Origin of the sequence: Sphingomonas kaistensis (genome assembly GCF_011927725.1) — a bacterium.
In the GTDB taxonomy this organism is placed as follows: Bacteria; Pseudomonadota; Alphaproteobacteria; order Sphingomonadales; family Sphingomonadaceae; genus Sphingomicrobium; species Sphingomicrobium kaistense.
In genome coordinates, this window is record NZ_JAATJC010000001.1 from 2,128,292 (window position 1) to 2,149,869 (window position 21,578).

Annotated in this window: 22 protein-coding genes, 1 tRNA gene and 1 riboswitch; of the genes, 6 read left to right on the forward strand and 17 right to left on the reverse strand. The window is 67.3% G+C overall.

The window, feature by feature from the left end:
* The first annotated feature begins 34 nt into the window (after window positions 1-34).
* Window positions 35-1,711, forward strand: a complete 1,677-nt coding sequence (locus GGQ97_RS10445; RefSeq protein WP_342448518.1) for an AMP-binding protein — start codon at window positions 35-37, stop codon at window positions 1,709-1,711.
* On the opposite strand, the gene GGQ97_RS10450 is transcribed toward GGQ97_RS10445, so the two are convergent.
* Window positions 1,701-2,234: a GNAT family N-acetyltransferase gene (locus GGQ97_RS10450; RefSeq protein ID WP_280740510.1), complete on the reverse strand. Its 534-nt coding sequence runs from the start codon at window positions 2,232-2,234 to the stop codon at window positions 1,701-1,703. The genes GGQ97_RS10445 and GGQ97_RS10450 overlap by 11 nt on opposite strands.
* A 15-nt stretch (window positions 2,235-2,249) precedes the next feature.
* The gene (gene rpmE, locus GGQ97_RS10455) at window positions 2,250-2,480 is read right to left on the reverse strand and encodes a 50S ribosomal protein L31 (protein ID WP_168069369.1); all 231 of its coding nucleotides are present in this window, start codon (window positions 2,478-2,480) and stop codon (window positions 2,250-2,252) included.
* Between the two features lie 71 nt (window positions 2,481-2,551).
* Window positions 2,552-2,699, forward strand: a riboswitch (cobalamin riboswitch).
* An 83-nt stretch (window positions 2,700-2,782) separates the two neighbouring features.
* Between rpmE and GGQ97_RS10460 the strand changes: the two genes are divergently transcribed.
* From GGQ97_RS10460 to GGQ97_RS10475, 4 genes are read left to right on the forward strand one after another with little or no spacing between them, the layout of a single operon-like run.
* Window positions 2,783-4,603, forward strand: coding sequence for a TonB-dependent receptor plug domain-containing protein (locus GGQ97_RS10460; protein WP_168069371.1), 1,821 nt, complete (start codon window positions 2,783-2,785; stop codon window positions 4,601-4,603).
* Window positions 4,572-5,330 carry an ABC transporter substrate-binding protein gene (locus GGQ97_RS10465; protein ID WP_168069373.1) on the forward strand — a complete coding sequence of 253 codons (759 nt, stop codon included), beginning with the start codon at window positions 4,572-4,574 and terminating at the stop codon, window positions 5,328-5,330. The genes GGQ97_RS10460 and GGQ97_RS10465 overlap by 32 nt, the downstream gene beginning before the upstream one ends.
* On the forward strand, window positions 5,327-6,283 hold the full coding sequence (locus tag GGQ97_RS10470; protein ID WP_245197938.1) for a FecCD family ABC transporter permease: 957 nt from the start codon (window positions 5,327-5,329) through the stop codon (window positions 6,281-6,283). The genes GGQ97_RS10465 and GGQ97_RS10470 overlap by 4 nt, the downstream gene beginning before the upstream one ends.
* Window positions 6,280-7,002, forward strand: coding sequence for an ATP-binding cassette domain-containing protein (locus tag GGQ97_RS10475; RefSeq protein ID WP_168069375.1), 723 nt, complete (start codon window positions 6,280-6,282; stop codon window positions 7,000-7,002). Before GGQ97_RS10470 ends, GGQ97_RS10475 begins: the two co-directional genes overlap by 4 nt.
* Here the strand turns inward: GGQ97_RS10475 and fabZ are convergent.
* The 12 genes from fabZ to GGQ97_RS10535 all read right to left on the reverse strand — a co-directional run bounded on the left by fabZ (window position 6,968) and on the right by GGQ97_RS10535 (window position 17,926).
* On the reverse strand, window positions 6,968-7,390 hold the full coding sequence (gene fabZ, locus GGQ97_RS10480; protein ID WP_168070977.1) for a 3-hydroxyacyl-ACP dehydratase FabZ: 423 nt from the start codon (window positions 7,388-7,390) through the stop codon (window positions 6,968-6,970). The two genes, GGQ97_RS10475 and fabZ, sit on opposite strands and share 35 nt — an antisense overlap.
* A gap of 57 nt (window positions 7,391-7,447) precedes the next feature.
* Window positions 7,448-8,050, reverse strand: coding sequence for an OmpH family outer membrane protein (locus GGQ97_RS10485; RefSeq protein WP_168069377.1), 603 nt, complete (start codon window positions 8,048-8,050; stop codon window positions 7,448-7,450).
* Window positions 8,050-10,656, reverse strand: a complete 2,607-nt coding sequence (gene bamA, locus GGQ97_RS10490; protein WP_168069379.1) for an outer membrane protein assembly factor BamA — start codon at window positions 10,654-10,656, stop codon at window positions 8,050-8,052. The genes GGQ97_RS10485 and bamA overlap by 1 nt, the downstream gene beginning before the upstream one ends.
* A 156-nt stretch (window positions 10,657-10,812) precedes the next feature.
* The gene (locus GGQ97_RS10495; RefSeq protein WP_168069381.1) at window positions 10,813-11,943 is read right to left on the reverse strand and encodes a M50 family metallopeptidase; all 1,131 of its coding nucleotides are present in this window, start codon (window positions 11,941-11,943) and stop codon (window positions 10,813-10,815) included.
* Window positions 11,943-13,097 (reverse strand): 1-deoxy-D-xylulose-5-phosphate reductoisomerase, encoded by a 1,155-nt coding sequence (locus tag GGQ97_RS10500; protein WP_168069383.1) that lies wholly within the window; start codon window positions 13,095-13,097, stop codon window positions 11,943-11,945. The genes GGQ97_RS10495 and GGQ97_RS10500 overlap by 1 nt, the downstream gene beginning before the upstream one ends.
* Complete coding sequence (locus GGQ97_RS10505; RefSeq protein ID WP_168069385.1) at window positions 13,097-13,744, reverse strand: phosphatidate cytidylyltransferase; 648 nt, start codon at window positions 13,742-13,744, stop codon at window positions 13,097-13,099. Before GGQ97_RS10505 ends, GGQ97_RS10500 begins: the two co-directional genes overlap by 1 nt.
* Window positions 13,741-14,409, reverse strand: coding sequence for a polyprenyl diphosphate synthase (gene uppS / locus GGQ97_RS10510; RefSeq protein WP_168070979.1), 669 nt, complete (start codon window positions 14,407-14,409; stop codon window positions 13,741-13,743). The genes GGQ97_RS10505 and uppS overlap by 4 nt, the downstream gene beginning before the upstream one ends.
* A 101-nt stretch (window positions 14,410-14,510) precedes the next feature.
* Window positions 14,511-15,068, reverse strand: coding sequence for a ribosome recycling factor (gene frr, locus GGQ97_RS10515; RefSeq protein WP_168069387.1), 558 nt, complete (start codon window positions 15,066-15,068; stop codon window positions 14,511-14,513).
* A complete protein-coding gene (gene pyrH / locus GGQ97_RS10520) occupies window positions 15,055-15,795 on the reverse strand; it encodes a UMP kinase (RefSeq protein WP_168069389.1) in 741 nt (246 codons plus the stop codon). The genes frr and pyrH overlap by 14 nt, the downstream gene beginning before the upstream one ends.
* A 106-nt stretch (window positions 15,796-15,901) precedes the next feature.
* Window positions 15,902-16,840 (reverse strand): translation elongation factor Ts, encoded by a 939-nt coding sequence (gene tsf, locus GGQ97_RS10525; RefSeq protein ID WP_168069391.1) that lies wholly within the window; start codon window positions 16,838-16,840, stop codon window positions 15,902-15,904.
* Window positions 16,841-16,972: 132 nt separating this feature from the next.
* A complete protein-coding gene (gene rpsB / locus GGQ97_RS10530; protein WP_168069393.1) occupies window positions 16,973-17,728 on the reverse strand; it encodes a 30S ribosomal protein S2 in 756 nt (251 codons plus the stop codon).
* A gap of 121 nt (window positions 17,729-17,849) precedes the next feature.
* Window positions 17,850-17,926: transfer RNA gene (locus tag GGQ97_RS10535), tRNA-Met, on the reverse strand.
* A gap of 114 nt (window positions 17,927-18,040) precedes the next feature.
* Between GGQ97_RS10535 and GGQ97_RS10540 the strand changes: the two genes are divergently transcribed.
* Complete coding sequence (locus GGQ97_RS10540; RefSeq protein WP_168069395.1) at window positions 18,041-18,460, forward strand: DUF3775 domain-containing protein; 420 nt, start codon at window positions 18,041-18,043, stop codon at window positions 18,458-18,460.
* Here GGQ97_RS10540 and GGQ97_RS10545 read toward each other — a convergent pair.
* The 3 genes from GGQ97_RS10545 to GGQ97_RS10555 are packed head-to-tail and all read right to left on the reverse strand — an operon-like array spanning window position 18,457 to window position 21,512.
* Entirely contained in the window at window positions 18,457-18,960 is a 504-nt protein-coding gene (locus GGQ97_RS10545; protein ID WP_168069397.1) for a 2'-5' RNA ligase family protein, read from the reverse strand. The two genes, GGQ97_RS10540 and GGQ97_RS10545, sit on opposite strands and share 4 nt — an antisense overlap.
* Entirely contained in the window at window positions 18,957-19,523 is a 567-nt protein-coding gene (locus tag GGQ97_RS10550) for a PRC-barrel domain-containing protein (protein WP_168069399.1), read from the reverse strand. The genes GGQ97_RS10545 and GGQ97_RS10550 overlap by 4 nt, the downstream gene beginning before the upstream one ends.
* 42 nt (window positions 19,524-19,565) lie before the next feature.
* Window positions 19,566-21,512 carry a potassium transporter Kup gene (locus GGQ97_RS10555; RefSeq protein WP_168069401.1) on the reverse strand — a complete coding sequence of 649 codons (1,947 nt, stop codon included), beginning with the start codon at window positions 21,510-21,512 and terminating at the stop codon, window positions 19,566-19,568.
* Between the last annotated feature and the right edge of the window lie 66 nt (window positions 21,513-21,578).

Below are 21,578 nucleotides of genomic sequence, written 5' to 3' on the forward strand. Positions count from 1 at the left end.
TAAGTGACAAGTGCCGTGGGCGGGGAGAAAGCCGGTGAAGTTCGAAGCAGGCAAGCCAGGCCACCCGGTCGCCCCCGGCTGGCGGCCCGAAGCGATCCCGGTTCCCCAGCTCCTCGTTCGCAGCGCCGGGCGGTTCGGCGACCGCATCGCGCTCGACTTCATGGGCCGGACCTGGACCTATGAGGCGCTGCTTCGCGAAGCGATGGCCGCTGCGCAGGGTTTTCTCGATCTTGGCGTGACGCCCGGCAACCGGGTCGGCCTGTTCCTTCCGAACACGCCCCATTACCCCATCGCTTATTATGGCGCCCTGCTGGCGGGCGCGACCGTGGTCAATTTCTCGCCGCTCTACTCGCCAGAGGAAGTCGCGTTCCAGGCCCGCGATTCGGGCACCGAGATCATGGTCTGCCTCGACCTCGCCAAGCTGTGGCCGCCGATGCAGCGCTTGCTCGACGAGGGCCTGCTGAATCATCTGGTCGTCGGCAATCTTCCCGAGGTGCTGCCGGCAGCCAAGGCGCTCGGCTTCCGCCTGCTGAAGCGCAAGGAGCGTCAGCGCCTTCCCGGTGACGGGCGCATCTCGGCGTGGAGCACGCTCCTGTGGCCCGGCGAGCAGCGACCACTTCCTGCCGTCGATCCGTCGGCGATCGCCCTTCTCCAATATACCGGCGGCACCACCGGCGTGCCAAAGGGCGCGGCGCTGACGCACGCCAACCTCACCGCCAATGCCGAGCAACTCGCCGCCATTGATCCCGGCCACCCCAAACGCGAAGGCCGCGTCCTCGGCGCGCTGCCGCTGTTCCATATCTTCGCCAACAGCTGCATCCTCAATCGCAGCATCATTTCGGGCGGGACGATCACCCTCCTCGCCCGCTTCGAAGCCGGGGAAGCACTCGCCGCCATCCGCCGCAATCGCCTTACCGACCTCGCCGGGGTCCCCGCCATGTACCAGGCCATGATCGACCATCCCGATGTCGCGAAAACCAGCTTCGCAAGCGTGCAGCAGTGCTTTTCAGGCGGCGCCGCCATGACGTCGGCGCTGAAGGATCGGTTCGAGACCGCAACCGGGGCTCGCGTGCTCGAAGGCTATGGCCTGACCGAAACCAGCGGCGTGGTGTCGGTGAACCCCTACGTGGGCGAAACCCGTGCCGGGACGGCCGGGATCCCCCTGCCCGGCACCGAGATACGTATCGCCGATCCTGACGCCCCCGACCGCGTTCTCGGAGCGGAGGAAACCGGCGAGATCCTGATCCGCGGTCCGCAGGTGATGACCGGCTACTGGCGTGCGGCGGAGGGTAGGCCAGAGCCGCTTGCCGACGGCTGGCTGCACACGGGCGACCTCGGCTTCGTCGAGCCGGGCGGCTATCTCCGGCTGGTCGATCGGTCCAAGGACATGATCAATGTCGGCGGCTTCAAGGTCTTCCCGAGCCAGGTCGAGGCCGCGCTGCTGAAGGACGCCGCCATCAAGGAAGCGCTCGTCATCGCCGTGCCCGACGACCGGGTCGGCGAGCGTCCCAAGGCCTTTGCCGTCCTCCACGATGGAGTCGAGACGTCAGCGGAGACGCTGATGAAGGCCTTGTGTCAGCGCGTCGGCAAGCATGAGCGGCCGGTCGCCATCGAAATCCTCGACGACCTTCCCCGCACGATGATCGGAAAACCGGATCGCAAGGCGCTTACGAAACTGGACGCGGAGCGCCGGGCGGCGGCTACCAGCTAGGGCGCTGAAGGACCTTCGTCGGTCCGTGATAATCGACCTGATGCAAGGGCTTGAAGCCGAGTTTTGCCGCCAGCTTGAAACTCGGCTCATTGCCTTCGCTGATGATCGCCCAGATGTGCTGCGGCGGCAAGGTCGCCTCGGCCCAGGCCAGCAAAGCGGTGTTCGCCTCGTGTGCCATTCCGGTGCCGTGGGTTTCGGTGGCGAAGATCCAGCCCATCTCGGGCTCGTCGCCGAACTGCGGCTCGATCGCGCGCCTTGCCGTGAACAGGCCGACGTTGCCGACCAGCTTGCCGTCGCTCAGCCGCTCGACCGCCATGCCGCCGAAGCCGTTCAGCAGCCAGTTGCCCGTCGCCGCGCAGATACGGCGCCAGCATTCTTCCTCGCCCATCGGTTCGGGCCCGAAGAAGCGGTGCACCGCGGGCTCGGACATGATTGCGTGATAAGGGCGGAAGTCCTCCCGCCGCCAGCCGCGCAAACGAAGACGCCCGGTCTCCAGGGTTGGAGCCGGGCGTCCTTTCGTCATCGGTGAGAGGCCGACTTACTTCTTGCCGAGCGACAGGCCGCCGAAGCGCTTGTTGAAGCGCGCCACCTGGCCACCGGCGTCGAGCATCTTGCCGGTGCCGCCGGTCCAGGCCGGGTGAGCGGTCGGATCGATGTCGAGGTGAAGGGTGTCGCCTTCCTTGCCCCAGGTCGAACGGGTCTGGTACTTCGTGCCGTCGGTCATCTCGACGGTGATGAAGTGATAATCGGGGTGCGTCCCGCTCTTCATGGATAATTTCCTCGTGGATGTGGCTGGTTCCGACCAGCCTTGAAAAGGTCGCCGCCCCCTAGCGAAGACGGCTTAGCTTGACAAGGCGGGCCACGGCGACGGACAAGCGCGGCGGGTTCAGACCCGAGGAAGCCGGTGCGATCCCGGCGCTCTGCCCGGAACGGTGTGCCGCCCCCTGTGGCTGGCAAGTCCGATACTCGGCCTGAACCGTCGTCCGATCAACCGTCCGGGGCCAGGCGGAAGACGTGGCAGCAGCCTCCGCGACGACTTGCATGTGTCCAGTCGTTGCAAGGAGTGCCCAATTGTTTCTGACCGACCTCCCTCCTCCGCCCCCGGCGGCGGAAACCATCATCGTCACGGCCGCGAGGGGCGGCGAATCGCGGGACAAGTCCGCGGCCAGCGTCAGCCTGATCGAGCCGGTCACGGTGGAACGGCTCGGTGAGCCGCTGCTCGCGACCCTGCTTCGCCTGACGCCGTCGGCGAGCCTGTCGGTCGCCGGCCCCGCGGGTTCGCTGACCCAGGTCCGGCTGCGCGGCGCGGAGGCCAACCACACCCTCCTGTTCGTCGACGGTATACGCGCCAACGACCCCGCAGCCGGCAACGAGCCGCGCTTCGAATTGCTCTCCGCCGACCTCGCCGACCGGATCGAGATCGTGCGCGGCCCGCAGTCGGCTTTGTGGGGCAGCGAGGCGATCGGCGGCGTGGTGGCGCTCAGTGCCCAGCCGCGCGACGATTTCAGTGCCGTGGCGGAGGCGGGCAGCCAACGCTTCGGCCGGATCGGCGGCTCGGCCGGCTATCGCGAAGGCGACGTGAGCGTCGGCCTCGGCGGCGGCATTCAGGGCGCGCGCGGGATCAATGCCTTTGCCGGTGGACCCGGCGACCGCGACGGCTACCGCAACGCCGTCCTGCGCGGGCGGGTGGACTGGACGGCGGGGCCCCTCACCTTGTCCGCGTCCGGCTTCGGCATCGCTTCTAAGAGCGAGTTCGACGGATCGGACCCCGCTACTTTCCTGCGTGCCGACACCGCCAATTCCACGCGCAACCGGCTGGCGGCGGCACGTCTTGGCGCACGCTTCGATGCCGACGGCTGGAAGCTGGCGCTTGGCGTCTCCCGCCTGGGCTCGCGCAACCGCAACCTCCTTGCGAAGATCGAGCAGAACCGCACCAGCGGCCGCCGCGACACGCTGACCGCCGAGGCAGGGCGCGACTTCGCCGCGGCCGGAGTCGCCAGCCGCCTGACCGTTGCTGGAGAATGGACCGGCGAGCGCTTCACCGCGTCCGACACCGTCTACGGCGGCTTCACCAACCAGCGCCGCAAGCGTGACCAGACGGCGCTGACCGCGGAATATCGCGGGGAAGCCGGCCCCGTCGTCGCGACCCTCGCCCTGCGTCACGATGCCTTCAGCGCGTTTCGCGACGCCATGACCTTCCGCGCGGGCGCGCTGATCGCGCTCGGCGGCGGCCTGCAGCTTGCCGGAAGCTGGGGCGAAGGCATCGCCCAGCCGACCTTCTTCGACCTCTACGGCTTTTTCCCGGGCAGCTACGTTGGCAATCCCGCCCTGAAGCCCGAACGCAGCCGCGGCGGCGAGCTATCCCTGCGTGCGGTCAGCGGGCCGTGGCGGGCGGCGATAACGGCCTACCGCCAGCGTCTTCGTGACGAGATCGTCGCCAGCCCCGACTTCACCTCCGCGGTCAACGCCAGTGGCCGGAGCAGGCGCGACGGGGTCGAACTGGAAGCTGGGTGGAGCGGCGGCGAGTGGCTGAACCTGTCCGCCACCTACGCCTATCTCGATGCGGCGGAGCCCGCAGGGCGGGAACTCAGGCGGCCGCGGCACAGCGGGTCAGTTGCAGCCGACGGCTCCGCAGGGCGCCTCACTTATGGAGCGGCGCTGAGCTATACCGGTACCCGGCTCGACCGTGACTTCGACCTGTTCCCCTCGCCGCTGGTGCGGTTGCCGTCCCACTGGCTGGCGAGTGCCCGGCTCGGCTACCAAGTGACGCCCGGGGTCGAACTCTTCGGGCGCGTCGCCAATGCCTTCGATCGGAGGGTCGTCGACGTGGTCGGCTATCGCGCGGAAGGGAGGAGCCTTTTTGCCGGCATCCGCCTTGGTCCACGCCGCTGACGCGGCGCTTCGGGTCGCCTCCCTCAACCTGTGCACCGACGAGCTGCTGCTGCTGCTTGGCGAGCCGCGGCAGATTGTCTCGGTCAGCCACCTGGGCCACTCGCCCCGCGAGACGGCCCTGTGGCGCACGGCGCGTTCGTACCGGGCAAACGACGGCAAGCTGGAAAGCGTGCTGGCCCTGCGACCGCAGCTGATCCTGACGATGGGCGGAAGCGGTGGGGCGCGGCAGGCGCTGGCCCGCCGCTTCGGGGCGCGCCTGGTGGAGCTGGAATATCCGTCCAGCCCGGCCGAAGTGGTCGCGCAAGCGGCGCAGGTGGCCGCGCTCCTGCAGCGCCCCGCCGCTGCCAGGCCTTACCGCCAGCAACTCGCGCGCCTCGAGTCCTCCCAGCCCGCCCTGGAGGACGGCGCATTCGTGGGCGGCGGCGGTATCAGCCTGTCGCCGCAAGGGCTTGGTGCGTCGTGGCTGCGGCTCGCCGGCTTCCGTCAGCCGGCCTTGGCGAACAGCCGCCTCGGTCTCGAAATTCTCGTAACGACGCCGCCCAGGTGGCTGATCCGAAGCGATTATCGCGCCGACCAGGCCAGCCGAGGAGCCGCCTGGCTCGACCATCCCGTCGTCCGGCGCCTCGCCCCGCGAACCCTCGTGACCGACGGCCGGCCCTGGACCTGTGGCGGCTTGCCCATGCTTGCCGAGGTCGAGCGGTTGCGGGCACTGAGGGCGAGCCGTTGAGGCTGCTCCTGACTCCATCTCTGATCATCCTCCCGCTGGCGCTGTGCGCGGCGGCGATGCTGCTGCCGCTGGCGCCGCTCAGCGGACCGGATGAGCTTGCAAGACTGATCCTGGTCGAACTGCGGCTGCCGCGGCTGCTGCTGGGCCTTGGCTACGGCGCGGTGCTCGGCCTGACCGGAGCAGCGCTGCAGGCCCTGTTCGCCAACCCCCTCGCCTCGCCCGACATCACCGGCGCAAGCAGCGGTGCGGCGCTCGGCGCAGTCGTGGGGTCGACCTTCCTTGGCCTTGCGACACCGCTTGCGATGGGCGCCAGCGGGGCGACCGGAGCGGCGCTTGCACTGCTGCTGCTATTCGCGGTGGCCGGACGGCGACCGGATGCAGCCACCCTGCTCCTTGCCGGTCTCGCCATCAGCCTTGCCGCCGGCGCGGTGACAAGCCTTGCCCTTGCCCTCGCCCCTTCCCCCTTCGCCTTTTACGAAGCGTTCGACTGGCTGATGGGAAGCCTTGTCGATCGCAGCCTGGGCCAGGCCGCGGCGGCGCTGGTACCGGCGGCCATCGCCTCGGCGCTATTGGCACGCCGCAGCGGGGCACTCGACCGGCTCGCGCTCGGAGAGGACGTCGCGGCGTCGATGGGCCTTGCACCGGAGCGGCTACGGATGGAGGTCGTCCTGCTCTCCGCGATCGCGGTCGGCGCTTGCGTCGCGGTGTGCGGCGCGGTCGGCTTCGTCGGCCTGATCGCCCCCGTGCTGGCGCGGCGCTTGACCCGCGGCCACCCTGGTCGCGCCATGCTGCCGGCGGCGCTGATCGGGGCGACGATCCTGGTGGCGGCCGACCTCCTGACCAGACTGGCACCGCTCGGCCGAACCATTCCCCTCGGGGTCATCACCGCCAGCCTCGGCACGCCCATCTTCCTGTGGGTGCTGCTGGGCATGCGCGGAAAGCTGACGTCATGACGCCGCTGCTTGAAGCCTCCGTCGCGCTTCCTCCGCGCCTGGCCGAAACGCGGGTCCACGTGTCCGCTGGCGAGCGGATCGCGGTGATCGGCCCCAACGGCAGCGGCAAAACGACGCTGTTGAGGGCCCTCGCAGGGATCGAAGGTCAGGGTGCCGTGACGGTCGGCGGCGAAGCGCTTGTCGCCGTACCGCCCGCGAGGCGCCCGCAGCTGATCTCCTTCCTTCCGGCGAGCCGGGACGTGCGCTGGCCCATCCCGGTCCGCGACGTGATTGCCCTTGGACTGGCGACTCCGGATCCAACGCGGGTGGAGGACTTGCTCGAGCGCTTGCGGCTCGGCGAACTTGCGGACCGCCCGATCGATCGCCTGTCGACGGGGGAACGAGCCCGCGCCCTGCTCGGCCGGGCGCTCGCCGCCCGCCCGCGCCTGCTGCTGCTCGACGAGCCGCTGTCCAACCTCGATCCGGCCTGGGTGTTACGGACGCTGAACTATCTGGAAGAGGTGGCGCAGGACGGCACCGCCATCGTCATGGCGCTTCACGACCTGTCCCAATTGGGCCGGTTCGACCGCGTCTGGATGCTCGACGCAGGGAGGCTGGTTTCCGAGGAAACGCCCGGCGACCTGCTCGCCTCGCCCCGCTTCGCCGAGGTGTTCGAAGTGGAGCCGGACGGGACCGGCTGGACGCTCAATCCTTCGGCGGATCGGCGATCATCGCCGTGAAATTGGCCTCGGCCGCAAGCTTGCCACCGACAACGGCCTGCCCTGCAAATTTGCACACGGACGAGCGCTTCTGGACGAAGCTGACCTTGAGCTCGAGCAGGCAGCCCGGCTCGACCGGGGTGCGGAACTTGGCCCCGTCGATGGCCATGAAGTAGACGAGCTTGCCCGAGCCCGCGAGGCCGAGGCTCTCGACCGCAAGCACGCCGGCGGCCTGCGCCAGCGCTTCGACGATCAGCACGCCCGGCATGATCGGCCGTCCCGGGAAGTGCCCCGCGAAGAACGGCTCGTTGATGCTGACCGCCTTGATGGCGGTGATGCGCTCGTCGAGCACGAGTTCGGCGACCCGGTCGACGAGCAGCATCGGATAGCGATGGGGCAGCGCCGCCATGACCTGGCGGATGTCCCGCGTCTGCGGCACGGCGGTGCTGTCCCCGTCGCTCAAGGCTTAGCGGCCCGTCGGGCGCGGCTGTGCCGGCTGCGCCTGCTGCGGAAGCGGCGTGACGCTGACCGACGGCACCTGCGCATTGAGCGCGGTCAGGACATCGTTGGTGATGTCCACACCGTTGGCGCGGGCGAGCGTGGCATCGGTATCGACCGCGATGTTGGCACCGCGGGCCACCATCGCCTGATTGATGATCGGACCGAGCCGGGCGTCGAGCTGCTGGCGGACGTGCGCCTGCGTCGACTGGAGGCGGGTCTGGAGGCCCTGCAGCTCCTGGTTGGCGGTCTGCTGCGACTGCTGCCAGCGCTGCACGCGCTGCTGAAGCGCGGCCGGCGGGTTCTGGCGCTGGGCGGCCGGAAGCGCGTTGATGGCGGCCTCGATCGCCTGACCTTCGGTCTGGATCGGGGCGGCCAGCGCCTGCTGGCGGGTCTGGAGGGCGGTGGCCTGGCTCTGCAGCTGGGTCAGCGCGGCGCGGCAGGCGGTGCACTCGGCATAGATGCGGCCGCTGTCGACCACCGCCACGACGGCGGCCGGCAGGCGCTGCGCAGCGGCGGGCGTGGCAACGGCAGTGGCCGCAAGAAGGCCGAGAACAAGCTTGTTGGTCATCAGAATGCAGTCCCTACGTTGAATTGGAAGAGTTTGGTGTCGTCGCCGTCCTGGCTCAGCAGCGCCTTGGCAAGGTCGATGCGGAGCGGGCCGAACGGCGAGGTCCAGTTGACGCCCACGCCGATCGAAAGACGGGGCTTGGCGCTGTTGCCGAGATATTCCTCCCGGTAGCCGGGAGCGAAGCTGAGCGTGGTGTTGGTCGGGGCAGCAGCGCAATTGGCGCTGGTCTGGCCCGGCAATAGCGCCTGCGGCGTCGGCGCCGTGGTGGTGGTGTCGTTGGGCACGTAGAAGCAGGTGCCCGGAATATCGAGCAGGTTGGGCTGGCGCAGCTTGAACAGCGAACCGACGTCGACGAACGCCGACGGCCTCAGCCCAAGGTTGCGGGCACCCGCCCCGAGCGGGATCTCGAGCTCGAGCCGGCCCATGTAATAAGCGCGGCCGCCGAGCGCGTCGGTGATCTGGCCTTCGTCCTCGAGCGCCGAGGCGTCGGCGGTGTAGCTGGTGCGGCGGATGCGCGGACCGATGCCGCGGATGTCGAAGCCGCGCAGCTGCGGAGTGAAGAAGCGGTCGGAAATCCGGATCGGATCGAGCCCGGCCCGGACCGCCTTCTGCAACGGATGGATGTAGCCGCCCTCGGCCCGTGCCGAGAGAACGAAACCGCTTCCGATGCCCCAGTATTTGGTGCCTTCCGCCCGCGAGCGGACATACTTCACGTCGCCGCCGAGACCGGCGAAGTCCTGGCTGAAGCCCAGCCGCTGGCCGCGGGTGGCACGGATGCCGTTGGTGTTGTCGAACACCAGGCTGTAGCCGACCAGCGAGGTCACGCGCTTGCCGATTTCATCGCACAGATACTGGCCCGCCTTGAGCGGATCGCAGGCGCCGTTGGTGAAGAATTCGGGCCGGTTGGCAAGGCTGATGTCATCGAAGTTCAGCGTGTAGCGGGTACCGAAGTTGATGAACTCGTTGACCGGGAACCCGAGCGACAGGCCACCGCCCGTCTGGTTCTGGCTGTAGGTCCGGTTGCGCTCGTTGCCGACGAAGTTGAAGCTGTTGAAGTCGCGGCGATATATCTGGCCGCCGAGCAGGATCTGCTTGTCGAACAGATAGGGCTCGGTGAAGCCGAGCTGGACCGACTTCGAATAGCGCGAATAGTTGATCCCGGCGGACAGCGACTGGCCCATGCCACGGAAGTTGTTCTGTTCGACGCTCGCCGCGAGGATGAACCGCTCGAGGCTCGAATAGCCCGCCGACAGCTGCAGCTGGCCGGTCGGCTTCTCCTCAACCTCGACGTTCAGCGCGACCCGGTCGGGAGCGACCTGCTCCTGCTTGATCTCCAGCTTTTCCTGGAAATAGCCGAGGCTCTGGATGCGGTCCTGGCTGCGCTTCACTTTGAGGGTGTTGAAGGCGTCGCCCTCGTTAACGCGGAATTCGCGGCGGACGACCTTGTCGCGGGTGCCGGTATTGCCCGACACGTTGATGCGGTCGACGTAGGTACGCGGGGTTTCACCGACCCGGAACGCGATGCCCATGGTCCGCGTCTCGGCATTGCGCTCGTAATTGGGATCGATCTCGGTGAACGCATAGCCGAGCAGGCCGGCGGCCTCGTTCATGCGGGTCACCGCATCCTCGACCGCCTTGGCGTTGAACCAGTCGCCCTTCTTCACCCCGGCAAGCGCGACCACCGTGTCCGGCTTGAAGTCGCGCAGTTCGGATTCGGCGGTGATGTCGCCGAACTTGTAGCGCGGGCCTTCCTCGACGACGTAGGTGATGACGAAGTCGCGGCGGTCCGGCGTCAGTTCCGCAAGCGCCGACACCACGCGGAAGTCGGCATAGCCCTGCGTCAGGTAGAAAGCGCGCAGCTTCTGCTGGTCGGCCGCGAGGCGATCGGGGTCGTAGCTGTCGTTCGACTTGAGGAAGCCGAGGAAGCCGCCGCTCTCCCGAGTGAACATCTCCTTGCGGAGACGGCCATCGTCATACTGCTCGTTGCCGATGATGTTGATCGCGCGAACCTTGGACTTGTCGCCCTCGGTCACCTCGAACACGAGGTCGACGCGGTTCTGGTCGAGCGTGACGACCTTGGGTTCGACGCGGGCAGCGAAGCGGCCCTGGCGCTTGTAGAGCTCGATGATCCGCTCGACGTCCGAACGGGCCTTGGAACGGGTGAAGATCTGCCGCGGCGCAAGCCGGATCTCGGGCAGGATCTTGTCGTCCTTGATCCGCTTGTTGCCCTCCAGGACGATGCGGTTGATGACCGGATTCTCGCGCACCACCAGCACGATGGCGCCGGTATCGGCCCCTTCGATCTGGGCGTCGGCGAACAGTTCGGTCTCGTAGAGCGCCTTGATCGCGGTATCGAGCTTTTCGGTGTCGTAGGTGTCGCCCGGGTTGAGGCCGGCATAGGACCGCACCGTGTCCGCCTCGAGGCGCTGTGCGCCGCGCACGGAGATCGAGCGGATCACCCTTTGCTGCGGTGCAGCCGCAGTCGGCGCGGCAGCCGCTGGAGCCGGCTGAGTCGCCGCTGCGGGAGCGGGCGCTGCGGCCTGCTGGGCAAGCACCGGAGACGCCCAGCCACCAGCAATGGTGCCAAGCAGAAGTGACGCCCTCATGCGGTTGATCAAAACCTTGTCGCCTTTCGAACTCACGTATTCGTTCCCCGCCTGGATGGAGGTGACCGAAATCCCGGTCTGCGGGCACATACAGAAACCCGCGACGCTACTAGACGCGGGCCCCTGCCGCGCCAACCGATATTGTTCAAGCCAAGCTCAGCCCAACAATCGCCCCAATGTCTGCCACAGCCCTACCGACGAGAGGTCGTTGAGGGTCGCCACCAGCATCAAGGTCATGAGGGCGGCGAATCCGCCGCGAAACAGCCACTCCTGCGCCTGAGCCCCAAGCGGTTTACGGCGTGTCGCCTCAACCGCGTAGAGCGCCAGATGACCCCCGTCGAGCATGGGAACTGGCAAAAGGTTGATGAACCCGAGGTTTATCGAGAAGAAGGCGATCAGCTGGACGAATTCGAACCAGCCGATGCTTGCGACCTGCCCGGCGACCTGCGCCATCTTGATCGGGCCGCCCAATTCCTCGAGCGGACGACGCCCGGTGATGATCTGCCACAGGCCGACGCTGGTGTTCTCGATCGTCGACCAGGTGATCCCCGCCGCTTCCGGGATGAGCTGCAGCGGCGGGACCGGCTCGAACACCCGCTCGCCGGTCGCGATGCCGAGGCGGCCGACGCGATAGGTCTGGCCGAAGCGGTCGGCCTCGGTGACGGAAGCGAGGCGCGTTGAGGCCGTGAAGCTGCGTCCCGCCCGCTCGACGGTGATCACGACTTCCTCGCCGGGGCGGAGCCGGCTGTAGTCGGCCAGGTCATCGAAGCGACGGATCTCCCGCCCGTCGATGCCGACGACGCGGTCGCCCTTGACCAGCCCGATCGCAGCGGCTGGCGAGCCCGGCATCACGGCGGCGACCACCGCCGGCGTGCGCGGGGCGCCATTCACCGCGATGAACGCCGCAAAGATCAGGATGGCGAGGAGGAAATTGGCGGCGGGGCCGGCGAACACCACCAGCGCACGCTGCCAGACGGGCTTGGCGTGAAAGCTGCGGGCCCGAAGATCCGGGCTCAGCTTGTCGAGATCCTGCCCCATGCTGGCCGGATTCATGTCACCGGTGAAGCGGACGTAGCCGCCGAGGGGCAGCCAGCCGACCTTCCACCGAGTCCCGCGTTTGTCGGTCCAGCCCGCCACTTCACGGCCGAACCCGATCGAAAAGGTTTCGGCGCCGATCCCGAACCAGCGGCCGACGATGTAGTGGCCGAACTCGTGGATGAAGACGAGCGGGCCGATCGCGCCGAGGAAGGCCAGCGCCAGGAACCAGATGGGCGGCGTTTCAAGCATCAGTGCGCGGTGACCTTCAGCGCCTCGCGCGTCGTGCGGCGCACTTCTGAATCGAGCGCGAGCACGTCGTCGATCGAAGGGGGCAACGGTTGGTCCATGCGGTCAAGCTGTTCCTCTACGATGGCGGCGATGTCACCGAAGTGAATGGCGCCGCGGAGAAAAGCCTCCACGGCCACCTCATTGGAAGCATTCAGGGTCAGCGGCGCCGCACCGCCGCGGCGAAGCGTCTCGCGGGCGAGCCGAAGCGCCGGGAAACGCCCGGGATCCGGGGCTTCGAAATCGAGCCTGGCGATCTCCAGCAGGTCGAGGCGGCGGGCCTTGGTCGCCATTCGTTCGGGCCAGGCGAGGATGTGGCCGATCGGGACCCGCATGTCGGGCGAGCCGAGCTGCGCCAGCATCGACCCGTCGGCATATTCGACCAGGCTGTGGATCACCGACTGGGGATGCACGACGATGTCGATCCGCTCTTCCGGAAGAGCGAACAGGTGATGGGCCTCGATCAGCTCTAGCCCCTTGTTCATCATGGTCGCGCTGTCGACGCTGATCTTGGCGCCCATCGACCAATTGGGGTGCGCCACCGCCTGCGCCGGGGTGGCCCGGGCCATGTCGGCGGCTGAGAGGGTGCGGAACGGCCCGCCGCTGGCGGTCAGGATCAGTCTTGCAACTTTATCGCAATCCTGGCCCGCAAGGCACTGGAAGATAGCGTTATGTTCGCTGTCGATCGGCAGCAGGACGGCGCCCGAGCGGCGGGCCTCTTCGATCATCAGTGCGCCCGCGGAAACCAGAGCCTCCTTGTTGGCGAGACCGATGGTGCGGCCCGCTCGAACCGCGGCCATTACCGGCGCGAGCCCGGCGGTGCCGACGATGGCGGCAATCACGAGGTCGGCCGAAACGGCGGCCTCGGCTAGCGCCCCCTCGCCTGCCGCGACCCGGATCCCGGTCCCGGCCAGCGCGGCCTGAAGCTCGCCCAGGCGGCTGTCGTCGGCGATCACCGCCAGCGAGGCCCGCGTCCGGCGTGCGATGGCGGCGAGCTCGGCGATGTTGCTGGACGCCGTCACCGCGGTTACCTCGAACCGCTCGGGCGCGGCTTCGACCAGGTCGAGGGTCGAGGTGCCGATCGAGCCGGTGGCGCCGAGGATGGCGATCTTCTTCATCAGCCGAGACCCGCCGCCACGCCCAAGGCGGTCAGCACCGCCACCGGCACCAGCCCGTCAAGGCGGTCGAACACGCCGCCGTGGCCAGGCAGGATGCGCCCGCTGTCCTTGACCCCCGCCTGCCGCTTCATCCAGCTTTCGAACAGGTCGCCGATCGCCGCGGCGAAAGCGAACAACGGTGCAAGCCATAGCCAGCCCCAGTGCAGATCCTGGCTTTGCGCCCAGATCCCGGCGAGCAGGGTCGCCGAGATCAGTCCGCCGACCAGGCCGGAAATGGTCTTGTTGGGGCTGATGGTCGGCGCCAGTTTCGGCCCGCCGAAGGTGCGGCCGGTGAAGAAGGCCCCGATGTCGGCGCTCCAGGTGACAATGAACGCCCACAGCACCAGTTCGAAGCCCTCGCTTCCCGGCGGATCACCGGCCCGCTCGCGCACCCATAGAAGGGACAAGGCGGGCAGCAGGGCGAAGACGAAGCCGCCGAGGTGCCACTTCAGCCCCCAGCCCCGGACCATCTTGGCCCATTCGTAATAGATGGCGGTGGCGGCGCCGGCGACCAGGATGGCGAAGGCCGTCCCGCCGAACCATTCGGCGGTCAGCGCGGTGAGGATCATCAGCACGCCGGTGATGGTGCGAAGCGCGATCTCGCTCATCGCCCGCCGAACCTCCGCTGACGCCGGGCGAACTCCGCCAGGGCCGAGCCGAACGCCGCCTCATCGAAGTCGGGCCACAACGTATCGACGAAGTGCAGTTCAGCATAAGCGGCCTGCCACAGCAGGAAGTTCGACAAGCGCACCTCGCCGCTGGTGCGGATCAGGAGATCGAGCGGTGGCAGGTCGCGGGTGTGGAGCAGCCCCTCGATGGCCGCGACGTCGATCGTCTCTGGGTCCAGCGTGCCGTCCCTTGCCGCCAGCGCGAGCGCCTTCGCGGCCCCGGCAATCTCGCCCTGGCTGCCGTAGTTCAGCGCGACGACCAGGGTCAGCCGGTCATTGCCCTGCGTTTCCTCGACCGCCTGCTGGAGGCGATCGTAAAGTTCGTTGCCGAAGGCCGCCGGCTCGCCGATCAGCTTCAGCCGGACCTTTTCCTTCTGCAAGGTGCCCAGTTCGCGCTCGAGGTAGAAGCGCATCAGGCCCTTGAGGTCGCTGACCTCGTCCTCGCTGCGCCGCCAGTTCTCGCTGGAGAAGGCGTAAAGCGTCAGGACCTCGACCCCGCTGTCGACCGCCGCCTGCATGGTGCGGCGGACCGCCTCGGCCCCTGCGCGGTGGCCGGCGACGCGCGGGAGCGAGCGCCGGGTGGCCCAGCGCCCGTTGCCGTCCATGATGATCGCGACGTGGCGGGGAATTACCGCCCCGCCAGCCCCGAGCTTCGACGAGGAATCGCGTGCCTCGACGTCGCCTGGCACCAACGGGGTAGACGAACTCACTTGCCGAGGATTTCCTTTTCCTTGGCCGCCGCCGCCGCATCGATCTCCTTGATCGTGTCGTCGGTGATCTTCTGGACCTCGGTGTCGAGCTTCTTGTGCTCGTCCTCGCTGATTTCCTTCTTCTTCTCGTCGGTCTTCAGCGCGTCCATCGCGTCCCGGCGCACGTTGCGGGCGGCGATCCGGGCCTTTTCGGCATATTGGCTGACCAGCTTGGCAAGCTCCTTGCGGCGCTCCTCGGTCATGTCGGGGATCGGCAGGCGGATCATCTGGCCGTCGGTGATCGGGTTGATTCCGAGACCGCCCGAACGGATCGCCTTTTCCACCGCATTGAGGTTGGACTTGTCCCACACCTGCACCGAGATCATCCGCGGCTCGGGGACCGAGACGGTCGCGACCTGGTTGAGCGGCATCTTGGCGCCGTACACTTCGACTTGGATCGGATCGAGCAGCGCGGTCGAGGCGCGGCCGGTGCGAAGGCCGCCCAGATCGCCCTTGAGCGCTTCCACCGACCCCGCCATGCGGCGCTTCACATCGGCCTTGTCATAGGCTGGCATCTTGTCGTTCCTCCTGGTCCTGAACGATCGTCGCAACTCCCTCGCCCGCAAGCACCTTGGCAAGGTTGCCAGGCTCGCGGATGTTGAAGACGACGATCGGAATATCATTGTCGCGGCACAGCGCGACCGCAGCCGCGTCCATGATCTTGAGATCCTCGGCAAGCACCTTGTCGAAGCCGATGGTGTCGAACCTTTTGGCGTCCTTCACCTTCTTGGGGTCGGCCGAATAGACGCCGTCGACGCTGGTGCCCTTGAAGAGGGCATTGCACTTCATCTCGGCGGCGCGGAGCGCAGCGCCAGTGTCGGTGGTGAAATAGGGTGAGCCGACGCCGGCGGCGAAGATCACCACCCGGCCCTTGGCGAGATGGCGCTCGGCACGGCGGCGGATCACCGGCTCGCACACCTGGTCCATCTTGATCGCGCTCTGGACGCGGGTGTCGACCCCGATCTGCTCCAGCGCGTTCTGCACCGCCAGCGCGTTCATCACGGTCGCAAGCATGCCCATGTAATCGGCCTGGGCCCGGTCCATGCCCTTGGCGGCGCCGGCCATGCCGCGGAAGATATTGCCGCCGCCGATCACCAGGCACAGCTCGAAGCCGGCTTCCTTGGCGGCCTTCACCTCGGCGGCCATCGCTGCGACGGTGTCCGGGTCGATCCCGAACTGGCCGGGGCCCATCAACGCCTCGCCCGACAGCTTCAGGAGAATGCGGTTGAAGCGGCGAGCCATGAGGTTGCGTGTCTTTCGGATGTGAAACGGGCGGCAGCGCTTCTATAAGCGCCGCCGCCCGCTTGGGAAGTATCTTCTCCCCCTCATCGAGGAGGGAGAGAGGAGCTTAGCCCTGCTTGACGCCCGAAGCGGCAGCAACTTCGGCCGCGAAGTCGCTCTGCGCCTTTTCGATGCCTTCGCCCAGCTGGAAGCGGACGAAGTCGACGATGGTGGCCGAGCCGCCAGCCGCCTTGGCTTCCGCCGCGACATAGTCCTGCACCGGGGTCTTGCCATCGAACACCACCGCCTGGGTAAGCAGCGCGCTTTCCTTGCGGAACTTGTCGACCGGACCCTTGAGGATCTTCTCGGCGATATCGGCGGGCTTGCCGGCGATCTTGTCGGCGTTCTTTTCGCGGGCGATGGCGGCTTCGCGCTCGATCACGGCCGGATCGATCGATTCGCCGGTCAGCGCCAGCGGGTTGGCGGCGGCGATGTGCATCGCGATCTGCTTGCCAAGGCTCTGCAGCTTTTCGGCCGGGGCATCGCCCTCGATCGCGACCAGCACGCCGATCTTGCCCATGCCCGGGGCAGCGGCATTGTGGACATAAGCCACGACCGCGCCTTCACCGACGCTCAGCGTCTTGGCGCGGCGCAGGTTCTGGTTCTCGCCGATGGTGGCGATGTTCTCGGTCAGGGCTTCCTCGACCGACTTGCCCGACGGCATCGTCTCGGCCTTCAGCGCATCGACGTCGCCGTTGCCGGCGAGCGCCAGCTTGGTGACGTCACGGACGAAGTTCTGGAACTGCTCGTTCTTGGCGACAAAGTCGGTTTCCGAGTTCACTTCGACGACCACGCCCTTGTTGCCTTCAACGGCAACGCCGACGAGGCCCTCAGCGGCGGTGCGGCCGGCCTTCTTGCCCGCCGAGGCGAGGCCCTTGGCACGCAGCCAGTCGATCGAGGCTTCGACGTCGCCGTTGTTCTCGGCAAGCGCCTTCTTGCAGTCCATCATGCCGGCGCCCGAGCGCTCGCGCAGTTCCTTGACCATCGCGGCCGTGATGTCAGCCATGTCTAATACCTTTCGCTCCCCTCCCGCTGGCGGGAAGGGCTGGGGGTGGGGATCCAGAGCAGGTTCGTGCGTCGCCATGAATACAGACGCACCCCTGCCCCCTCCCGCGAACGGGAGGGGAGTGTGTAGGGCTTACGCTTCGAGCGCGGCTTCGGCCGGCGGCTCGGACATGGCGCCGATGTCGACGCCCTGGCGCTGCTGGTTGCCGGTCTTGCCCGAAGTGGCCGCCTCGGCGACCGCGTCGGCGTAGAGGCGAATGGCGCGGCTGGCGTCGTCGTTGCCCGGAACCGGGAAGGCAATGCCTTCGGGGTTCGAGTTGGAATCGAGGATCGCGACGACGGGGATGCCAAGGACGTTGGCTTCCTTGATCGCCAGCTCTTCCTTGTTGGTGTCGATCACGAACATGACGTCGGGCAGGCCGCCCATGTCACGGATGCCGCCGAGGCTCTTCTCGAGCTTGTCGCGCTCGCGGGTCAGCTGGAGCACTTCCTTCTTGGTCAGGCCGGCGGTGTCGCTGCCGAGCTGCTCTTCAAGGCTCTTGAGGCGCTTGATCGAGTTGGAGATGGTCTTCCAGTTGGTCAGCATGCCGCCGAGCCAGCGATGGTTGACGAAGTGCTGGCCCGAACGGCCGGCGGCTTCGGCCACGGCGTCCTGCGCCTGGCGCTTGGTGCCGACGAACAGCACCTTGCCGCCGCGGGCGACGGTGCCCTGCACGAAGTCGAGCGCGCGAGCGAACAGCGGAACGCTCTGCGACAGGTCGATGATGTGAACGCCGTTGCGATCGCCGAAGATGTACGGCTTCATGCGCGGGTTCCAGCGGTGGGTCTGGTGACCGAAGTGAGCGCCAGCTTCAAGCAGCTGCTGCATCGAGACGAGCGTGCTCGCCATAGGGATAATTCCTTCCGGTTGATCCTCTGGGAAGCGGGAACATGCGACCTTTCGGCTGCACGCACCGGGCTATGATGCTTCCCATGCGGGGTTTGTAATACGCCGCCCCTGGCACTTCGAATGGTAGCGGAGGAGGGACTTGAACCCCCGACACGCGGATTATGATTCCGCTGCTCTAACCAGCTGAGCTACTCCGCCCCTCTCGGGGTGCCGTGACGGCGGGCGGGCCTATACGCGGGGGATATGCAGCGGTCAACGCCAAGGAACCCCTGCCGGGGCGCTGTGTTGGGCGCGTGAAGGAGATCACCAATAATGGACCCGCTCACGCCGCTTGATACGATCTGCCGTATCATCCTACGCGCCAAGGAATATGAAGCCCAGGTCCCGTCGGACTATGATGCGGGCGAGGACGCGGAGAATATCGACGGCGAGGACGGCGAGGCTCTTTCGGTCCTCGACGACGACGTCAATGACGGCGTTGAGGAAGAATTGCGCGCCGCGATCGACGACCTGGCCGAGGACCAGCAGGCCGAACTGCTCGCCTTCTGTTGGGTCGGTCAGGGCACCTACGAAGCGTCCGACTGGGACGAAGCCATTTCCGAAGCGACCGACGAGATCAGGGGCGGCAACGTGGTCGACCTGTTCCTCGAGATGCCGATGCTCGCCAGCGTGCTGGAATCCGGCATGGCTGCCTTCGAACTCAGCTGCGACGGGGTCGGCGACCTCAGCTAGCCCCGGAAGCTCCACCGCCCCAGCCGCTCCCACGGGCCGCCAAGGTAGCGGTGGAGCTCCAGCCCCGCGATCCTGAGGGGTCGCGGGCTGAACTCCGCCTTAAGTTCGTTCAGCAGTGCCTTGGCCGCTCGCGGCTCGGCCTTGTTCATGACCGTCACATGCGGTCGCCAGCCCTGCCCGTCCTGTGACGTCAGGAAGCCGTGAAAATGGTCGGCGATATTGCGGCGGATGGCTTCCAGCTCGTCCGACACGATCCGGTAGGCGACCCCCCGGCCAAGGTTCATCAGGCCGGCGACGGAAGCCCTCGGCGCGGGGTTGGCGGCCTCGCGGGCGAGCACCCTTCCCGCCTCCGCCTCGGCGCTGGGAGGAAGGGCATGAAACATGGTGAGGTGCGCCGCCAGCTGGTTGCGCTCCGGAGGGAAATAGGCCCGCCGCTGGCCGTCGAGCCAGGCGAAATCCTCGGGCCCGAGGGCCGCAGTGACGATCAATGCTCCACTCATCGTCCGGGCCAATTGTCCTTCTGGAGCTCGGGCAGCCGTTCGAACTGCTCTGGCGACAAATCGGTCTTCACCGCTCCCTCGGAAACCCCCGCGTAGCGCCAGTCGACCCGGCGCAGCGTTTCGCCCACGCCGGCCACCCCGCCTTGTGCGACCACTAGGTAGCGCAACCGCCCGCCGTCACAGCTCAGCATCGCATCGACCGTGTTGCCGAGCGTCTCGCCGCTTCGGCCGAGCAGGCGTGAGGCGGTCAGGCTGGACGCGGGGAACAGGTCGTCACCCGGCGCCGATGCGCTGGCCTCGGCCGCCTTGGTCGCCCCTTCCTCCAGCTTGGCCTGCCGCCCCAGCCAGCGATAGACGCCGAACAGGTTGAGCAGGGTCATCACGGCATTGGTCCATACCAGTGCCGGCTGCCCCGTCAGCACCCCGGTCGCGAACCAGGCGATCGACCCGATCGTGAAGATGATGAAGCCGATGCCGGTGATCCGGCTGCCGAGGTTAGAGGCGGTGAAGCAGGCGGCGATGATGGTCGCGGCGGTGGCGATCCACGAGGCGGTTTGATCCATGGGCAGGGTAATGCGCGGCGCGTGCCGCAAGGTCCACCTGACCTAAATCTCCACCTGGCTCCCAAGCTCGACGACGCGGTTCGGCGGCAGCTTAAAGAACTCCATCGCGCTTTCCGAATTGCGCAGCATCCACGCGAACAGACGCTCGCGCCAGCTCGCCATGCCAGGCCGGGCGGTCGAGATCAGGGTCTGCCGGGCAAGGAAGAAACTGGTGTCCATCATCCGGCACACCGGCCCGCAATCCTGAAGCTTGCCGAGCTGGGTCGGGACGTCGAGCTCTTCCATGAAGCCGTAGCGCAGGACCACCCGGAAGAAGCCGTTGGTATAATCCTCCGTCTCCAGCCGGCGCTCCTCGCGGACATAGGGCACGTCCTCGATCCGGACGGTCAGCAGCATCACCCGCTCGTGCAGCACCTTGTTGTGCTTGAGGTTGTGCAGCAGCGCATGGGGCACGCCCTTTGCGCTGGAGGTCATGAACACCGCGGTACCGGGAACGCGGGTGGCGCTGTTGGCGGCCGACTTCACGAACACTTCCATCGGCAAGCTCGCCTCGGCCATGCGGTCGAGCATCAGCTTGCGGCCCTTGGCCCAGGTCGTGAGCAGGGTGAAGCCGATCACGCCCACCACCAGCGGCACCCAGCCGCCGTCCGGCACCTTGAGGAGGTTGGCGCCGAAATACAGGATATCGACCAGCAGGAAGAGCGCCAGCAGCGGCACGGCCTTCCACGCCGGCCACTTCCACAGCGAGAAGAACACCACCGCCAGCAGCAGCGTGTCGATGAACATCGCGCCGGTCACCGCGATCCCGTAGGCGGCGGCAAGGTTCGAGGAGCTGCCGAAGCTTACCACCAGCAGCACCACGGCGACCATCAGCGCCCAGTTCACCACCGGAATGTAGATCTGGCCCTTGGCCGACTCGCTGGTCTGAAGGATCCTGAGGCGCGGGATGAAGCCGAGCTGGATCGCCTGCTGGGTGACCGAAAAGGCGCCGGTGATCACCGCCTGGCTGGCGATCACCGTGGCGCAGGTCGCAAGCAGCACCAGCGGCAGGCGCAGGCTTTCGGGCGCGAGGAAGAAGAACGGGTTCTTGACCAGCTCGCGGGCCTGTTCGGGCGATTGCTGGAGGAGCATGGCGCCCTGCCCGAGATAGTTGAGCAGCAGGGCCACGATGACGAAGATCCAGGCATAGCGGATCGGCCGCTTACCGAAGTGTCCCATGTCGGCGTAAAGCGCCTCGGCGCCCGTTACCGCCAGCACCACCGACCCCATTGCGATGAAGGCCGGAAGCGGCTCCTGATAGTAGAAATAGAGCGCGTTCAGCGGATTGAGCATCTCCAGCAACAAGCCGGGCGCCGCCACGAGGTGGGTCGTCCCGAGCACCGCTAGGGTGACGAAATAGACGATCATCACCGGACCGAACAGATTGCCGACCTTGGCCGTGCCCCGGCTCTGGATCATGAACAGGCCGACCAGGATGCCGATGCAGAGCGGGATGACGTAGGGCTCGAAGGCCCCGTTGACCGTCTTCAGCCCCTCCACCGCCGACAGCACCGAAATCGCCGGGGTGATCATGCTGTCGCCGTAGAACAGGGCGGTTGCGAACACGCCCAGCATGACGATCCCGCCGGTCCAGCGCCGGGTGGTCCCAGTCGAACGGTTGATCAGGGCCAGCAACGCCAGGCTTCCGCCCTCGCCCTTGTTGTCGGCGCGCATGATGATGGTGACGTATTTCAGCGTCACGATGATCATCATCGACCAGAAGATGAGGCTCAGCACGCCGAAGATGTGAAGCTGGTCGGGCTCCAGCGTGTGATGGCCGGCGAAGGTTTCGCGGAAGGCGTAGATGGGCGAGGTACCGATGTCGCCGAACACCACGCCCGCCGCGCCAAGCATCAGCTTGGCGAGCGAACCCTGGACATGATGGCCATGGCTGTCCTCGGTCACCGCCTGGGGGGCGGGCTGGGCAGCGCCTTCAGCGGTGACGTTCATCGGGCGCGGCCCCTAGCAGCGCGAGTGTCCGCTCGCAATCGGCTGGTGCAACTGCGCATTCCCGGT

Coding starts and splice junctions, on each gene's coding strand:
- GGQ97_RS10475 (WP_168069375.1), top strand. CDS start 6,280: ATGACGCCGCTGCTTGAAGCCTCCGTCGCGCTTCCTCCGCGCCTGGCC.
- tsf (WP_168069391.1), bottom strand. CDS start 16,840: ATGGCTGACATCACGGCCGCGATGGTCAAGGAACTGCGCGAGCGCTCG.
- GGQ97_RS10555 (WP_168069401.1), bottom strand. CDS start 21,512: ATGAACGTCACCGCTGAAGGCGCTGCCCAGCCCGCCCCCCAGGCGGTG.
- frr (WP_168069387.1), bottom strand. CDS start 15,068: ATGCCAGCCTATGACAAGGCCGATGTGAAGCGCCGCATGGCGGGGTCG.
- GGQ97_RS10485 (WP_168069377.1), bottom strand. CDS start 8,050: ATGACCAACAAGCTTGTTCTCGGCCTTCTTGCGGCCACTGCCGTTGCC.
- bamA (WP_168069379.1), bottom strand. CDS start 10,656: ATGAGGGCGTCACTTCTGCTTGGCACCATTGCTGGTGGCTGGGCGTCT.
- rpmE (WP_168069369.1), bottom strand. CDS start 2,480: ATGAAGAGCGGGACGCACCCCGATTATCACTTCATCACCGTCGAGATG.
- rpsB (WP_168069393.1), bottom strand. CDS start 17,728: ATGGCGAGCACGCTCGTCTCGATGCAGCAGCTGCTTGAAGCTGGCGCT.
- GGQ97_RS10540 (WP_168069395.1), top strand. CDS start 18,041: ATGGACCCGCTCACGCCGCTTGATACGATCTGCCGTATCATCCTACGC.
- GGQ97_RS10550 (WP_168069399.1), bottom strand. CDS start 19,523: ATGGATCAAACCGCCTCGTGGATCGCCACCGCCGCGACCATCATCGCC.
- GGQ97_RS10545 (WP_168069397.1), bottom strand. CDS start 18,960: ATGAGTGGAGCATTGATCGTCACTGCGGCCCTCGGGCCCGAGGATTTC.
- GGQ97_RS10505 (WP_168069385.1), bottom strand. CDS start 13,744: ATGAGCGAGATCGCGCTTCGCACCATCACCGGCGTGCTGATGATCCTC.
- GGQ97_RS10450 (WP_280740510.1), bottom strand. CDS start 2,234: ATGACGAAAGGACGCCCGGCTCCAACCCTGGAGACCGGGCGTCTTCGT.
- fabZ (WP_168070977.1), bottom strand. CDS start 7,390: ATGGCGGCGCTGCCCCATCGCTATCCGATGCTGCTCGTCGACCGGGTC.
- pyrH (WP_168069389.1), bottom strand. CDS start 15,795: ATGGCTCGCCGCTTCAACCGCATTCTCCTGAAGCTGTCGGGCGAGGCG.
- GGQ97_RS10500 (WP_168069383.1), bottom strand. CDS start 13,097: ATGAAGAAGATCGCCATCCTCGGCGCCACCGGCTCGATCGGCACCTCG.
- uppS (WP_168070979.1), bottom strand. CDS start 14,409: ATGGACGGCAACGGGCGCTGGGCCACCCGGCGCTCGCTCCCGCGCGTC.
- GGQ97_RS10495 (WP_168069381.1), bottom strand. CDS start 11,943: ATGCTTGAAACGCCGCCCATCTGGTTCCTGGCGCTGGCCTTCCTCGGC.